Here is a 13,896-nt window from a genome sequence, read left to right as displayed (position 1 = left end):
GACCTGTTCGGGCCGCTGCCGGTGGCACCCGATGGAGGAGAAACGTCCCCGGTGGGGCGTCCGGACTTCAAATCCGGGAGGGGCCGTCAGACGGTCTCTGGTGGGTTCGACTCCCATTCTCTTCCGCCAGTTTCTACGGCATCGAACTGAGCTTCTGATTCAAACCGATGCCGCAATGATTTGTTTTTATTAGATTTTCTGAGTATCGAACGTCATTGTCCGGGCAAAGCTCGAGAGGCCGCATGACCGACAGCGAAGCCCCCGCCCTCGATCTGATCGCCGGCTTCGAGCACGCCGCCGAAGCCGCTGGGGAGGCCGAGGACGCCTATCGCAAGGAGGCGGCGGCACGGATCGCCGCGCTCGCTCTCGAACGCGCCACGGCCTTCCGGCGGCTCAATCTCGTGCGCGGTGCCGTCAGGGCCATCAGCGAAGCCGACGAGCCCGAGAAAGCCGTTGCACGCGCCCGCTTCGTCATCGCGCAAACGCTCGGCTGGGAGGAGATCGGGCCCCGGCAGGAGCTCGTCCTCGATCGATTGACGCCCTTCCTCGAGGCGCTACGGACCGAATTGTCGACGGAAGCCGCCTCCACCACCGAAAGCGCCGCGGAGGCGCTGCGCGGCTTCGAGGATTGGTATCGCGCCGAGATCGGCAGCGACTTCTACGCGCTGTTCGAGCGCTACATGCCGGAGACGCCGCGTGTCGACTTCTAGAGGGCTCGGCACCGATTTCGATCGCTGGCTCGGCAAGCTCTTCCGCAAGGGCCCGTTCACGGCGCTGATCGTGCTGGTCAGGATCGCCCCGCCGAAGGTGGAGCCGCTGCGCTCGACCTTCGTCCATGTCGTCGGCGACGAGATCGACTGGGGCGACATCGTGCTGATGCTGCGCGGCGCGGGCACGAGCTGGGACGGCGCCGCCTTCTTCCCCACCCGCGACGCGGATGGCGGACTCGTGCCCGACGAAACCGCCCGCGCCCGGCTGCGGGAGCTGGAAGGCGCGCTCAGGGAGAACCGGCTGGTGCTGAACGAAGGCGCCTTCTTCGACGTCTGGGGCCGTAACCTCAAGGTCGAGGCGGCGTGAGGCCCGTCAAACCACCACGACGCGACCCGCTCCTGCCTCCACGGCGCCGATGATCCGCGCGGCCGGGCACCCCGCCGCCTTGATCTGCGCGAGCACATCTCCTGCCCGTTCCGCCTTGCAGGAGACCAGCAACCCGCCGGAGGTCTGCGGATCGGTGAGCAGGTGCCGGCGCCACTCCGGCAACCCGGCCGGCAGAACGACGCCCTCGCCATAGCTCGCCCAGTTGCGATGCGAGGCTCCGGTCACCCGGCCTGCCTGCACCAGCCTTTCCGCCTGCGACAGCAACGGCAGATCGGCAAGGCGAAGCTTCAGCGTCGCGCCAGAGCCGCGCGCCATCTCCAGCCCATGGCCGAGGATGCCGAAGCCGGTGACGTCGGTGATGGCGTGCACGTCCTCGTCCTTCGCCAATTCGGCGCCGACGCGGTTGAGCAGCGTCACCGAGGCAATCATCTCGTCATAGGCGGCCGGCGAAAGCTCGCCCTTCTTGAAGGCGGCCGAATAGATGCCGACGCCGAGCGCCTTGGTCAGGATCAGTGCGTCGCCCGGCCGCGCGCCGCTGTTGCGCCGCAGGGTCTTCGGATTGAGCAGGCCGATGACGGCAAGCCCATAGATCGGCTCGGGCGCGTCGATGGAATGGCCGCCGGCGACGGGAATGCCGGCCTCCGCACAGATCGAGGCGCCGCCCTTCAGGATCTCGCGGGTCATCTCCACCGGCAGCTTGTCGAGCGGCATGCCGAGGATGGCGAGCGCCATGATCGGCTTGCCCCCCATGGCGTAGACGTCGGAGATCGCGTTGGTCGCGGCGATGCGGCCGAAATCACGGGGATCATCGACCATCGGCATGAAGAAATCGGTCGTGGCGACGACGCAGGTCTCATCGTCGATCTGCCAGACGGCGGCGTCGTCGCCGGTTTCGGTTCCCACCAGCAATTGTTTGTACGGCCCCGCCGCCGGGTGCTCGGCCAGCAATTGCTGGAGCACCGAAGGGGCAAGCTTGCAGCCGCAGCCGCCGCCATGGGCGAGGCTGGTCAGGCGCGGAGCGGCCGCCCGCGCCGGGGCCTCGCGCTCGATTGTCTCGCTCATCGTCTCATCTCCGGAAAGCGGCGGCCGGGCTCCCTGCCCGGCCATCTGGATCAGGCCGTGATCTCGGCAGACCTGATCATGTATCGGAACGTGTCCGGGTCGAGGCAGTCGAGCAGCGCGCCGGCGACCTCGGCCTGCGGATACATCAGGAAGCCGACCTTGTGCCGCGAGCCCGACAATTCGAGGTCATGCGCCATGTTGTAGCCGAGCCAGTTGCCTTCCCAGGCGCCGAACAGCGTCTCGCGCGCTGCGACCACCTTGGGGTTGTCGATGGCGTTGTTGCCGGGCGGCTCCTCCAGCACGACCTTGCGGACATCGGCAGGGTCGGTCGCGACCCAGCCATGGCCTTCGAGCCAGACCTCCGCGCGGCAATGCTGCGACTTGGTGATCGTCGCCGAGCCGGCGCCGAGGCTGGCATAGCCGAATTGCGAGGGCGCCACGCGGATGCCGTAGATGTCGCGGGCGGGAATGCCGATGGAGCGCACCAGCGCGACATAGAGGGCATTGAGATCGGCGCATTTGCCGCCGAGATTGCCGGTGCGCAGCATCGAGGCGACATCGCCCGTGCCGCAGCCCCGCGTCTTCGCATCGCGGAAGGTGTTGGCCACCACCCATTCATAGATGGCGCGAGCCTTCTCGACGTCGCCGGTCTTGCCGGCGGCCGCCTTCTCGGCGGTCTCCCGGACGATGCCATCGGTCGGCATCAACTCGGTCGCCTCGAGATAGAGCTTGCGCTCGGCCTCACTGAGGGCGGGCTTGCCGCCCGCCGCGAAATCCTCCGCCCGATCGCGCAACGAAAAGCGGCTGCGGAGCTCGACCGAAGGCGCGGCCTCACCCTCCTTGAAGACGACATGCAGCATCTGCGCGCCGTATTTCGGATCCCGCACCACCTCCACTGAGGCGGCATTGGTCGTCCAGTCGCTCTTGCCGGGCCTGATCCATTCCGGCTGATCCACGGAAGGCAGCGGAATCCAGGCCTGCGCCTTACCCTGCCCGGCCAGGTCAAGCCGCGTCACCACTTCGAAATCCCGCCATTTGCCGGGCCTCGGCGCGAAGGCCGGAGCCTGCGCGAAAGCCTGATGCGGCATCAGCAGGGCCGCGCCGGCAGCGGCGGCCCCTGTCTTGAGCATGTCGCGGCGATTGATCATCGGATGGCTCCTCCCTCGTTTTTATCAGCGATTGTCCTGGACAGGTCTTGCTTGGGTCTTTCTTCCTCGGGGCGTTCTTCCGAAGGGTTCTCTCCACCCGGTTTCGCGACGGCGGCGAGGGCGCGCAGAACGGCCGGGCTCGTCCAGTCGAGCGGCTCCTCCGTCTTGAACGCCGGGCGCAGTTGCCCGTCGAGCACGAAGCTCGTCGGCAGGCCGAGCACCTGCCAGCGCTTCATCGCCGCACGGTCCTCGTCGAGCAGCACCGGGAAATCGACGGGACGCGCCTTGAAGAAGCTGCGCAGCCGCGCCGGAACCTCGCCGACATTGACCGCGAGGATCGCGACGGCCGGGTCGCGACGCTGCGCCAGCGCGTTCAGCGAGGCCATCTCCTCGATGCAGGGGCCGCACCAGGTCGCGAAGAAGTGGACGATGACGGGCTCGCCGCGCATATCGGCAAGATCGAGCGCTGCCGCATCGAGGCGCGTGAGCGCCAGCTCCGGCGGAGCGGGGCTGGACCAGGGCTGGAGGTCACCGGCCTTGCCAGCGCCGGGCAGGAGAGCGAGGACCAGCCCGACCGCCAGCGCCCGAAGACGACGCTTCGGCCCCCGAACCGATCCTGATGCGCCCCGAAACTCGGGAGCAACCATGGCGAGCACGTCCGCATCCTTTCCCGCCATCCTCCTGCCGTCAATGCGCGTTTTTGTGAGCAACACGCAGCCGGCCAGGAAAGCCGGCGATGAAAGATCAGCCGCATCAGCAGCCGACCCTTGCCGAAAGCGCCCGTCGGCGTCAGCATCGCGGCATGAAGCTGCTGCTCGTCCTGGGGATCGCCATCAGCTGCGGCCTGGCGATCTGGATGGCGCTGGATGGCAATGCCGTCATGGCCTTGCCGCTGGTCGTGGTCGTCGCGGCTTTGGTCAGGACCTTGGTGCGTTCTCTCAGTGGCCGGCAATTCCGGCCTGTCGATACACCGATCGAGCAGGATATGGAGGAGTGAGAACCGCCACCTTCCGCTGAGACATGCAGCACTCCGTCACGTAGACGCCTGCGTAACCACGATGCGATGACCATGCTGCCTTCGATCCTGTTCGGAGATAGTCTTTCTCAGATCGGAGACCTCGCCTCGCTCCCGAGAAGAACATGGTTGAATCGGTAGAATTCCGGCCTTTCGACGACATCGAAACGCTGCGAAGCGACGTCCTGAAGGCCGGCGTGCTGAACGCCAAGGCGCTGCAGGCAAGCGCCGAGAACCATGTCGCGAATCTCGGCTGCGTCCTGCCGCCCTCGCCGGAGCTCGACGAGGCCTCGTTTCAGACGCTCACCAGCATCATCGCCTTCGCGCGGTCGCTCTATGGCCAGGCCCCGATCGCCGAATTGGAAGCGGCCCGGCGGCAGGCCCTGGCAAGCATCGACCGGCTGGCGCAGCTCCTCGCCCGGGCGAGGCCGGAGCACGCCTGACCCGATCAGGTCGAATCAGCCGGATCGCACCTGCCTCTCCAGCATCGGCCCGACAGCGGAATCCCCTCTTCGAAACCCTCCGATGCGATGCGACATCCATCGATCACCATCGTCGCGTCCGGCAGGACGGTGGCGATCGAGCGATGGCAGCGGCGCCAAAGGCCCTTAAACTCGCCTCTTGGCGGTCTATCGCGGAGCTTGGCAAGGCGAGTTGTAGAAAGCCGGCTGAAGTGACTGGACAGGCTTGGCGCCAGCCTCTATATCGCCCCGACCAACACGGAAGGCGCCGCGCGCCACCGGGGCGCCCAGGTAGCTCAGTTGGTAGAGCATGCGACTGAAAATCGCAGTGTCGGTGGTTCGATTCCGCCCCTGGGCACCATTCTTCCGCTAAGCGGTCGATCAGCCAGAGAAATCAGCAAGATCAAAGGCCTGAAGATTACCGTACGATGCGACGGGTAATCCGAATGGTCTTTCGATGACGCGTCCGTTCAAGCATCCCAAGACAGGCGCTCATCGGTTTCCTTCCGGACGGATGGATACCAAAACGCGCCACTGCGAGGCTAAGGGAGCGACCTCTACTCTCTGTCGATGATTGAGCTTGTTTTGCGGCGCCACCAAGGAGTGGCTGGGGGACTAGGATTCGAACCTAGACAACCAGAGTCAGAGTCTGGGGTCCTACCGTTAGACGATCCCCCAACGGCGCGGCCTGTGCGTTCGCGTTGGTGAGCGGCGGTCTAATCAATGCTTCTCGCCTTGGCAAGAGCAGAAATGCGCAAGAGCGGTGGAAGCTCTCATGATGTGATGACGCCGCGATGTCGCGGCGCCATCGTCCAGCTCCCCCTTGCGCGCTCGGACGCAACGCCCTCGCCACGCCCGCCGCCCGCATATCGCGCGAGCCCCCCTTGAACCCGCAAGCAGCAGGAACTGGCCGCGAGAGATCAGGGCCTGGTCGGATCGAAGTGCTTCGTCAGCTTGTGGCCATAGCCGCCATAGTCGCTCTGCAGCGCCTCCGTCCGCGCGGCGAAGGCCGTGACGGCTTGAGGAAAGCGCGTCTCGAACATGAAGGCGAGCGTGCCCTCGAGCTTGTGCGGCTTCAGCTCGACAGTGGAGGCCCGCTCGAAAGCGTCGACATCGGGGCCGTGCGGCAGCATCGAATTATGCAGCGAGATGCCGCCAGGCACGAAGCCGCCACCCGTCTTGGCGTCGTAGACGCCATAGACCAGCCCCATGAACTCGCTCATCACGTTCATGTGGTACCACGGGGGACGGAAGGTGTTCTCCGCCACCAGCCAGCGATCGGAGAAGACGACGAAATCGACATTGGCGGTGCCGGGCGTCTCCGAAGGCGAGGTCAGCACCGTGAAGATCGAGGGGTCGGCGTGGTCGTAGAGGACCGGGCCGACCGGCGAGAAGCGCCTGAGGTCGTATTTGTAGGGCGCGTAATTGCCGTGCCAGGCGACGACGTCGAGCGGCGAATGCGCGATATCGGCGACCCAGAGGTTGCCGCCCCATTTCACATACATCTTCGAGGGCGCGTCGCGGTCCTCATAGGCCGCGACGGGGGTGAGGAAATCGCGGGGATTGGCGAGGCAGTTCGCGCCGATCGGCCCGCGCTCCGGCAAGGTGAAGGCGCCGCCATAGTTCTCGCAGATATAGCCGCGGGCCGGGCCGTCGCGGAGCTCGACGCGGATCTTCACGCCGCGCGGGATCACCGCGATCTCGCCCGGCTCGATGTCGATGATCCCGAACTCGGTCCAGAGCCTGAGGCTGCCCTGCTGCGGCACGAACAGCATCTCGCCATCGGCATTGTAGAAATACGCGTCCACCATCGAGCGCGTGATCAGATAGACATGCGCGCCCATGCCGCCCAGGCTGCCGGCATCGCCGGCCGTGGTCATGCTGCGGATGCCCTCGATGAAGGAGAGAGGCTCCGCCGGAATCGGGAGCGGGCTCCAGCGCAGCGGCGCGATCGGCATGTCGACCTCGCGGGCCGGCGCCGTGCGCCAGAACCCGGCATCGACCTTCCGGAACGTATTCCAATGCGCCACGGTCGGCCGAATGCGGTAGAGCCAGGAGCGCTCATTGGTGGTGCGCGGCGCGGTGAAGGGCGAGCCGGAGAGCTGCTCGGCATAGAGGCCATAGGCGCATTTCTGCGGCGAATTGCGCCCGAGCGGCAGCGCGCCGGGCAGCGCCTCGGTCTCGAAGCCGTTGCCGAAGCCGGACATGTAACCGGCCGCGATCGCGCTCCGGAGCTTGCCGTCATTCGTCTTGCCGTCGTCTGTCTTGGCGCCGCCCGGTTTCTGAACGTTCATGATCTGGAGCCTTTCCGCGGCCGCGCCCGGCCCGCGCCGGCCGCACACCAAACTGCCCTGCCCCCGCAAGCCGGCCGAAACGCGCGGCGCGCCAGGGGACGCGGACGCGCCACAGGATAGTTGCTTTGGTAACTGTCCATTTTGTAACTAACAAGGCATGGCCACTCTCGCCCTCGAAAGCTTCCTGCCCTATCGGCTCAACCGGCTCGCTTCGGTGGTTTCGCTGAAATTCCGTGCGGTCTACGGCCCGCATCACGATCTGACCGTGCCGGAATGGCGCGTGCTGGCGACGCTCGCGCAATTCGGGACGATGACCGCGAAGGCCATCGGCGCCCATTCGGCCATGCACAAGACCAAGGTCAGCCGGGCCGTGCGGGCGCTGGAGGAGCGGCGCTGGCTGGTGCGTAGCCGGAGCGAACTCGACCGGCGGGAAGAGGGCCTCACGCTCACGGCCGCGGGCCTGCGCAGCTATGCCGAGATCGTGCCGCGCGCACTCGCCTTCGAAGCTGTTCTTCTGGCCGAGCTCGGCCCGCATGCCGCGCCCCTGCTCGCGGCTCTCGAACGGATGGAGGCCGGTCTCGTCGATGACACGCCACGTCCCGAGCGACGGTGACAGCGGCGCGCTTGCCTTCCGAAGCCCCATGGAAGGCTCTTCGAGAGCTTGCTGCATTTCCACGGAAACGCAGGTCATCCCGGACGCGGCGAAGCGAAGATCCGGGGTTCATGCCTGAGCCTGCATCGGAAGCGCTCTGGCATGGATCCCGGGTCAGGCCCGGGATGACCGAGGTGGAGCCGTGCGAAATCGGCAGGCTCTATGCGTCGCTCAGCGTCCGCCGCACGGCGTCGCGCCAGCCGGCGACCTTGCGCGTGCGCTGGCTTGCCGCCATCGCCGGCAGGAAGCGCCGCTCCAGCCGCCAGAGATCGGCGAAGCGATCTGGCTCGGGCAGCAGCCCGGCATCGAGCCCGGCGAGATAGGCCGCGCCCAGCGCCGTCGTCTCCAGCACGGTCGGACGGTCGACGGGCAGGTCGAGAATGTCGGCGAGACGCTGCATCGTCCAGTCGGAGGCGACCATGCCGCCATCGACGCGCAGGACCGAGCGGCCGCCCTGCCCGGCTTCGGGCCAGTCGGCATGCATGGCCTCGATCAGGTCGAGCGTCTGGTAGCAGACGCTTTCCAGCGTGGCGCGGGCGAATTCGCGCGGGCCCGTGCCGCGCGTCAGCCCGAACAGGGCGCCGCGCGCATTGGCATCCCAATGCGGGGCGCCGAGCCCGACGAAGGCCGGCACGAGATAGACGTCCTGCGCCGGATCGGCCGCTTCCGCGAGCGGGCCGGTATCGCTCGCCTTCTCGATGATGCCGAGACCGTCGCGCAGCCATTGCACCGCGGCGCCCGCGATGAAGATCGAGCCTTCCAGCGCGTAGGAGCGCTTGCCGCCAAGCTGATAAGCGATGGTGCCGAGCAGCCGGTTCCTGGAGCGGACCGGCGTGTCGCCGGTGTTGAGCAGCGCGAAGCAGCCCGTGCCGTAGGTCGACTTGACCATGCCCGGATCGAAGCAGGCCTGCCCGATCGTCGCGGCCTGCTGGTCGCCGGCGATGCCGCGCACCGCAATCGGGCCGCCGAACAGCTCCGGCGCGGTGTCGCCGAAATGGGCTGCGCAATCGCGGACCTCCGGCAGGATCGCCTCGGGAATGTCGAGCAGCGCGAGTAGGTCCTTGTCCCAGACGCCACGGCCGATATCGAACAGCATGGTGCGCGCCGCATTGGTCGCGTCGGTCGCATGCACCGCACCGCCCGTCAGCCGCCAGAGCAGGAAGGAATCGACGGTGCCGAAGGCGAGCTCGCCCGCTTCCGCACGGCGGCGGGCACCGGGAACATTATCGAGCAGCCAGGCGATCTTGGTGCCGGAGAAATAGGGGTCGATGCGCAGGCCGGTGCGGCTGGCGACGAGCTCCTCATGGCCGGCAGCGACGAGCTGCGCGCAGGCCTCGGCGGTGCGCCTGTCCTGCCAGACGATGGCGCGGTGGATCGCCCTGCCCGTCTGGCGGTCCCAGATCAGCGTGGTCTCGCGCTGGTTGGTGATGCCGATTCCGGCGATATCCCGCGCGCCGAGCCCCGCCTTGGCGAGAGCCTCGCGCGCCGTCTCAAGCACGGTGTCCCAGATATCCTCCGGCTCGTGCTCGACCCAGCCCGAGGCGGGAAAATGCTGCGGGAACTCCCTTTGGGCACTGGCCACCGGAGCGAGCGAAGCATCGAACAGGATCGCCCGCGAAGAGGTCGTACCCTGGTCGATCGCGAGGAGATGTCTGGCGGCCATGCTCTGCTTCCTGCCCTGTCCCATGAGCATCGGACCGAAAAGCGAAATCCCCTTTCCGGAAGAAGCCGATGCGATAACCCATCCCGCGCTCTGCGGCGCAGCGGGCGGAGACTTGCCGAAGCCGCGGCTTCCGCGCAAGGGCATGGTCCGGATTTCGGTTCCCGGCCTGCCGCGCGAGGGCCTGTTTGCCTGTCCCCATGGCAAGGTTCTGCTTGGCACGCGGCTTGCGCTGTAGTTAGCTTGCTGACGAAGCAAATGGCTGCGCCTTGCGCGGCCCCTGCCGGATCGCTTCATGCGGGTGCGGCAGGTCGGGGGATTGGAATGGCGGCGGTCGAGGACCGGCAGCAGGGAGGCGTCGCATCCGCGGCGCCGCCACATCGACATGACGCCGATCCGCTCAGGGCCGGCGGCGCCGCCGTTGGTGCCACGGCCCGTTCCCATAACGGACATCGGCTCTTCCCCGCGCCCGCGACCTATGCGGCCCTCGATCTCGGCACGAACAATTGCCGGCTGCTGATCGCCCGCCCGGCCCAGCACGGTTTCCGGGTCGTCGATGCCTTCTCGCGGATCGTGCGCCTGGGCGAAGGGCTGGCGGCGAGCAGCCGCCTCGGCGATGCCGCCATGGACCGGGCCGTCGAGGCGCTGAAGATCTGCCGGGGCAAGATGGCGAATCGCGGCGTCACCCGCGCCCGGCTCGTCACCACGGAAGCCTGCCGCGCCGCCACGAACGGGCTCGACTTCGTCCGACGCGTCGCGGCCGAGGCCGAATTGGCGCTGGAGATCATCGACCAGCGTACCGAGGCCTCCCTGGCCGTCTCGGGCTGCGCCGCGCTGGCGGACCCGGCGGCCGAAGGGGTCATCGTCTTCGACATCGGCGGCGGCTCCACAGAGATCGTCTGGCTCGGCAATCGCAGCGAGGCGCGCGACCCCGCCGCCCGGATCCGCGAATGGGCCTCGCTGCCGATCGGCGTCGTCACGGTGGCGGAACGCTATGGCGGCGTCGAGGTCAGCCGCGAGCTGTTCGAGCGCATGGTCGATGATTGCGCGCAGGCGCTCGAGCCCTTCGTGAAGCGGGCCGCGCCCGCCCGTCAGGCGCGCGCCTTCCATCTGCTCGGCACCTCCGGCACGGTCACCACCGTCGCCGGCATCCATCTCGGCCTGCTCCGATACGACCGCCGCGAGGTCGACGGGCTGTGGATGCGCCAGGACGATATCCTCGCGGTCATCGACCGGCTGATCGCGATGGACTATGCCGCACGAGCAGCGAATGCCTGCATCGGCCGCGAGCGCGCCGATCTCGTGCTGGCCGGCTGCGCGATCTTCGAGGCGATCCGCCGCGCCTTTCCGAGCGAGCGGGTCCGGATCGCCGATCGCGGCCTGCGCGAAGGCATCCTGCTGCGGATGATGCATGAGGATCGCGCCTGGTGGCGGCGCAGATAGGCTTGGACGGCGATGAGCAGCGGAAAATCGGGAGGCGGCGCCGGTGGCAAGGCGTCGGCAGGCGCGCGCGACATGCGCGTCAAGGTCAAGAAGGCCGGCAAGCTCAAGCATTCCTCGCAGCTCTGGCTCGAGCGCCAGCTCAACGACCCCTATGTGAAGCGGGCGAGAGAGCTGGGCTATCGCTCACGCGCGGCCTTCAAGCTCGAGGAGATGGACGACCGCTACAAATTCCTCAAGACAGGCCAGCGCCTGGTCGATCTCGGCTGCGCGCCGGGCGGCTGGTGCCAGATCGCGGCCAAGCGCATCGGGCTGGAACAGGGCAAGGGCTATATCGTCGGCATCGACCTGCTGCCGGTCGACCCGATCCCGGCCGTCGACCTGATCCAGATGGATTTCATGGCCGAGGAGGCCCCGGCCCTGCTGACCGAACGGCTCGGCGGCCGGGCCGACGGCGTGATGTCGGACATGGCAGCCAACACCACCGGCCACAAGAAGACCGACCACCTCAAGATCATCGCGCTGGCCGAGGCTGCGCTCGAATTCGCGCATGACGTGCTGGCACCGGGCGGCTTCTTCCTCGCCAAGCTGTTCCAGGGTGGCGACAGCGCCGAACTGCTCGCGGGCCTGAAGCGCGACTTCACGCTCGTGCGCAACGTCAAGCCGGCGGCCAGCCGCGCCGATTCCTCGGAGCTCTACGTGCTGGCGACGGGGTACAGGCGCAAGCCGGATGCGGCCGAGACGGCCGTTTGAGAATCGGCAGAGATGTCCCTGGCCGCAACCCAGCATCGCCGCATCCGAGCGCCGAGATCTCCGAGATGACCAAGACGCGTCTGGTTTCGATTCTTTCAACCCTTGCCGTTCTCGTCCTCGGATCCTTGCCTGCACAGGCCTCCGACCGGACACCCGAGCAAGTGGCGGAGCTCTATTACCGCGCCTGGCTCAACTACGACCGCGCCGCTGCCGTTCAGCTCAACACGGCGCTGCGCCCGGAAACCGGCGGACGGGATCTCGTCGATCTCGGGATGATCGCCGATCCCGTCGCATGGCAACTCAGGCGAATCGCAAGCTTGAGCGCTCGGGGAGACCCGTCGGCCCCCGAGATCAGACGGCTGATGGCGAAATTCATCATCGCCGGAAGCAAACGCGTTCGCTGCCGGGCCCTCGGTCACGAAATCAGCGCCCAGCCGACGGGCGAGCGCTTTCGCGCGACCATCAAGCTTGAATGCGCCGTGCCGGATGCCGTGGCGGGTTTGCGCCAGACGAAGGAGCACGAGCAAGGGCGGTCGAATATGGTCAATCCCTCCCCGCGCCTGCTGAAGGGCGTCATAGAGGCCTTCGAGAGAGCTCCGCTGACACGCCGGGTTTCGACGGAGATGGATGTGACCGCGGGGTCGGCGAAACAACGCTGGATGCCGGATACGAGCCGCAGCGGCATGGATCAGGTGACCGGCGCCATCGCGCGCCAGATCGGGGAAGCCGGCCTCGGCCCGTAGACCGCACGTCCCGAGCCGGCCTCGCGCCCGCCCCCCCAAGACGGGATATGATCGCGGCTTTGCCGAGATCGCAGCCGCTCAATCCAGCGGCTTCTGCTCGGCGATCGCCTCGGCCGTCAGCTTGCGCTTGCTGACCGGCGCGTGGCCGGAGACCTCGGCGCCGGCATCGGGCGCGAGCTGCGCCATCCAGAGCGCCGAGGAGGCCGAAATCAGCCCGACGATGACGAAGGCTGGCCAGAAGTCGCCGGCCGCGAGCGCCTTGCCGCCGTTGAAGGCGTTGGCCGCCTCCAGCGCGAAAGCGCCGATCGTCACGCCCATGCTGAGCGACAATTGCTGCGCGACGCTGGACAGGCTGGTCGCGCTCGACATCTCGCGGTTGGAGACGTCGGAATAGCTCAGCGCGTTGATGCCGGTGAACTGCAGCGAGCGGAAGCAGCCGCCGATCAGCAGGACCGACAGCATGATCGCGTGCGGCGTCGTCGGGGTGAAGAGGCCGGAGGCCGCGAGGAAGGCGGAGCCGACGAGCGCGTTGAAGATCAGCACGCGCCGGAAGCCGTATTGCGCCAGGATGGTCCGCGCCAGCGTCTTCATGATCATCGCGCCGGCGGCCGAGGCGAAGGTGATCAGGCCCGATTGCAACGGATCGAGCCCGAATCCGAGCTGCAGCATCAGCGGCAGCAGGAAGGGGATTGCGCCGATGCCGGTGCGGAAGATCGAGCCACCGACGACGCCGATGCGGAAGGTCGGGATGCGGAAGAGCGCGAGATCGAGGACCGGATAAGGCACGCGGCGCGCATGGAACCAGTAGGCGACGAGCGCCGCCGCCCCGCCCAGCACGCAGCCATAGGAGATATATTCCGGCACCATGTGCCGACCGCCGGTCGCCAGCCCGAGCATCAGCGCGGCGAAGCCGAAAGCCGAGAGGACGAAGCCGCGCACATCGAGCGGCGCCACGTCCTCCTCCCGGATGTCCTCGAAGAAGATGCTCGACAGCACGATGCCGATGAGGCCGATCGGGATGTTGATGAAGAAGATCCAGCGCCAATCGAAATAGGTGGTGATGAAGCCGCCGAGCGGCGGGCCGACCACGGGCCCGACCAGCGCCGGGACGGTGAGATAGGCGAGCGCGCTGACCATCTCGGCCTTGCTGACGCTGCGCAGGATGACGAGGCGCCCGACCGGCACCATCATCGCCCCGCCCATGCCCTGGATGAAGCGCGCGCCGACGAAGGCGGCGAGCGAATTCGACACCGCGCAGAGCACCGAGCCGAGCATGAAGATGCAGAGCGCCGCGCGGAACACGCTGCGGGCGCCGAACTTGTCCGCCATCCAGCCGGAGATCGGGATGAAGACCGCGAGACTGACGAGATAGGAGGTCAGCGCCAGCTTCAGCGCGATCGGATCCTCCCCCAGCGACTTCGCGATCATCGGCAGCGAGGTGGCGATGACGGTGGAGTCGGTGTTCTCCATGAACAGGGCGCAGGCGACGATCAGGGGAAGCAGTTTGGCGCGTTGCAAGGTCCGAACCTCCGCGCCGGCACGAAACCGGCGCGCTTGAAATCATAAGCTC

The 13,896-nt window shown here is 67.3% G+C and carries 15 protein-coding genes and 3 tRNA genes; 11 read left to right on the top strand and 7 right to left on the bottom strand.

All coding sequences use genetic code 11. The features are described from left to right. Nucleotides 1–33: 33 nt before the first annotated feature. The 3 genes from IED13_RS03290 (at nucleotide 34) to IED13_RS03280 (ending at nucleotide 1,077) form a co-directional block, all read left to right on the top strand. Nucleotides 34–129, top strand: a tRNA-Sec gene (locus IED13_RS03290). Between the two features lie 113 nt (nucleotides 130–242). Continuing rightward, nucleotides 243–710 carry a hypothetical protein gene (locus IED13_RS03285; protein WP_191123369.1) on the top strand — a complete coding sequence of 156 codons (468 nt, stop codon included), beginning with the start codon at nucleotides 243–245 and terminating at the stop codon, nucleotides 708–710. After that, nucleotides 697–1,077, top strand: a complete 381-nt coding sequence (locus IED13_RS03280; protein ID WP_038368454.1) for a hypothetical protein — start codon at nucleotides 697–699, stop codon at nucleotides 1,075–1,077. The genes IED13_RS03285 and IED13_RS03280 overlap by 14 nt, the downstream gene beginning before the upstream one ends. A 6-nt stretch (nucleotides 1,078–1,083) precedes the next feature. Here IED13_RS03280 and selD read toward each other — a convergent pair whose 3' ends face one another. Genes selD through IED13_RS03265 form a run of 3 tightly spaced genes read right to left on the bottom strand, consistent with a single transcriptional unit; the run spans nucleotide 1,084 to nucleotide 3,985 of the window. Continuing rightward, on the bottom strand, nucleotides 1,084–2,160 hold the full coding sequence (selD, locus tag IED13_RS03275; RefSeq protein ID WP_191123368.1) for a selenide, water dikinase SelD: 1,077 nt from the start codon (nucleotides 2,158–2,160) through the stop codon (nucleotides 1,084–1,086). A gap of 50 nt (nucleotides 2,161–2,210) precedes the next feature. Continuing rightward, nucleotides 2,211–3,308, bottom strand: a complete 1,098-nt coding sequence (locus tag IED13_RS03270; protein ID WP_191123367.1) for a transglutaminase-like domain-containing protein — start codon at nucleotides 3,306–3,308, stop codon at nucleotides 2,211–2,213. After that, nucleotides 3,305–3,985 carry a TlpA disulfide reductase family protein gene (locus IED13_RS03265; protein WP_248312438.1) on the bottom strand — a complete coding sequence of 227 codons (681 nt, stop codon included), beginning with the start codon at nucleotides 3,983–3,985 and terminating at the stop codon, nucleotides 3,305–3,307. The genes IED13_RS03270 and IED13_RS03265 overlap by 4 nt, the downstream gene beginning before the upstream one ends. A gap of 125 nt (nucleotides 3,986–4,110) precedes the next feature. Between IED13_RS03265 and IED13_RS03260 the strand changes: the two genes are divergently transcribed. From IED13_RS03260 to IED13_RS03250, 3 genes are all read left to right on the top strand, one after another. Next, the gene (locus IED13_RS03260; RefSeq protein ID WP_191123366.1) at nucleotides 4,111–4,305 is read left to right on the top strand and encodes a hypothetical protein; all 195 of its coding nucleotides are present in this window, start codon (nucleotides 4,111–4,113) and stop codon (nucleotides 4,303–4,305) included. A 143-nt stretch (nucleotides 4,306–4,448) separates the two neighbouring features. Next, nucleotides 4,449–4,766 carry a hypothetical protein gene (locus IED13_RS03255; RefSeq protein ID WP_191123365.1) on the top strand — a complete coding sequence of 106 codons (318 nt, stop codon included), beginning with the start codon at nucleotides 4,449–4,451 and terminating at the stop codon, nucleotides 4,764–4,766. A gap of 303 nt (nucleotides 4,767–5,069) precedes the next feature. Then, nucleotides 5,070–5,145: transfer RNA gene (locus tag IED13_RS03250), tRNA-Phe, on the top strand. Nucleotides 5,146–5,388: 243 nt separating this feature from the next. On the opposite strand, the gene IED13_RS03245 is transcribed toward IED13_RS03250, so the two are convergent. Further along, nucleotides 5,389–5,462, bottom strand: a tRNA-Gln gene (locus tag IED13_RS03245). Between the two features lie 242 nt (nucleotides 5,463–5,704). Next, nucleotides 5,705–7,078 carry a homogentisate 1,2-dioxygenase gene (gene hmgA / locus IED13_RS03240; RefSeq protein ID WP_191123364.1) on the bottom strand — a complete coding sequence of 458 codons (1,374 nt, stop codon included), beginning with the start codon at nucleotides 7,076–7,078 and terminating at the stop codon, nucleotides 5,705–5,707. Nucleotides 7,079–7,235: 157 nt separating this feature from the next. On the opposite strand from hmgA, the gene IED13_RS03235 reads away from it, so the two are divergent. After that, nucleotides 7,236–7,691 carry a MarR family winged helix-turn-helix transcriptional regulator gene (locus tag IED13_RS03235; protein WP_191123363.1) on the top strand — a complete coding sequence of 152 codons (456 nt, stop codon included), beginning with the start codon at nucleotides 7,236–7,238 and terminating at the stop codon, nucleotides 7,689–7,691. Between the two features lie 199 nt (nucleotides 7,692–7,890). Here IED13_RS03235 and glpK read toward each other — a convergent pair whose 3' ends face one another. Further along, complete coding sequence (glpK, locus tag IED13_RS03230; protein WP_038368467.1) at nucleotides 7,891–9,393, bottom strand: glycerol kinase GlpK; 1,503 nt, start codon at nucleotides 9,391–9,393, stop codon at nucleotides 7,891–7,893. On the opposite strand from glpK, the gene IED13_RS28645 reads away from it, so the two are divergent. From IED13_RS28645 to IED13_RS03215, 4 genes are all read left to right on the top strand, one after another. Then, nucleotides 9,392–9,628, top strand: coding sequence for a hypothetical protein (locus tag IED13_RS28645; protein WP_133561409.1), 237 nt, complete (start codon nucleotides 9,392–9,394; stop codon nucleotides 9,626–9,628). The two genes, glpK and IED13_RS28645, sit on opposite strands and share 2 nt — an antisense overlap. 86 nt (nucleotides 9,629–9,714) lie before the next feature. Further along, complete coding sequence (locus IED13_RS03225) at nucleotides 9,715–10,833, top strand: Ppx/GppA phosphatase family protein (RefSeq protein ID WP_248312437.1); 1,119 nt, start codon at nucleotides 9,715–9,717, stop codon at nucleotides 10,831–10,833. 12 nt (nucleotides 10,834–10,845) lie between these two features. Continuing rightward, nucleotides 10,846–11,583: an RlmE family RNA methyltransferase gene (locus tag IED13_RS03220; protein WP_038368472.1), complete on the top strand. Its 738-nt coding sequence runs from the start codon at nucleotides 10,846–10,848 to the stop codon at nucleotides 11,581–11,583. A 272-nt stretch (nucleotides 11,584–11,855) separates the two neighbouring features. After that, entirely contained in the window at nucleotides 11,856–12,326 is a 471-nt protein-coding gene (locus IED13_RS03215) for a hypothetical protein (protein WP_191123361.1), read from the top strand. Nucleotides 12,327–12,404: 78 nt separating this feature from the next. Here the strand turns inward: IED13_RS03215 and IED13_RS03210 are convergent, their stop codons facing one another. Then, complete coding sequence (locus tag IED13_RS03210) at nucleotides 12,405–13,844, bottom strand: DHA2 family efflux MFS transporter permease subunit (protein ID WP_112761785.1); 1,440 nt, start codon at nucleotides 13,842–13,844, stop codon at nucleotides 12,405–12,407. Nucleotides 13,845–13,896 lie beyond the last annotated feature (52 nt).

It is taken from the genome of Allobosea spartocytisi (assembly GCF_014764685.1).
GTDB lineage: Bacteria > Pseudomonadota > Alphaproteobacteria > Rhizobiales > Beijerinckiaceae > Allobosea > Allobosea spartocytisi.
This window is presented reverse-complemented; position numbering and strand designations above follow the sequence as displayed.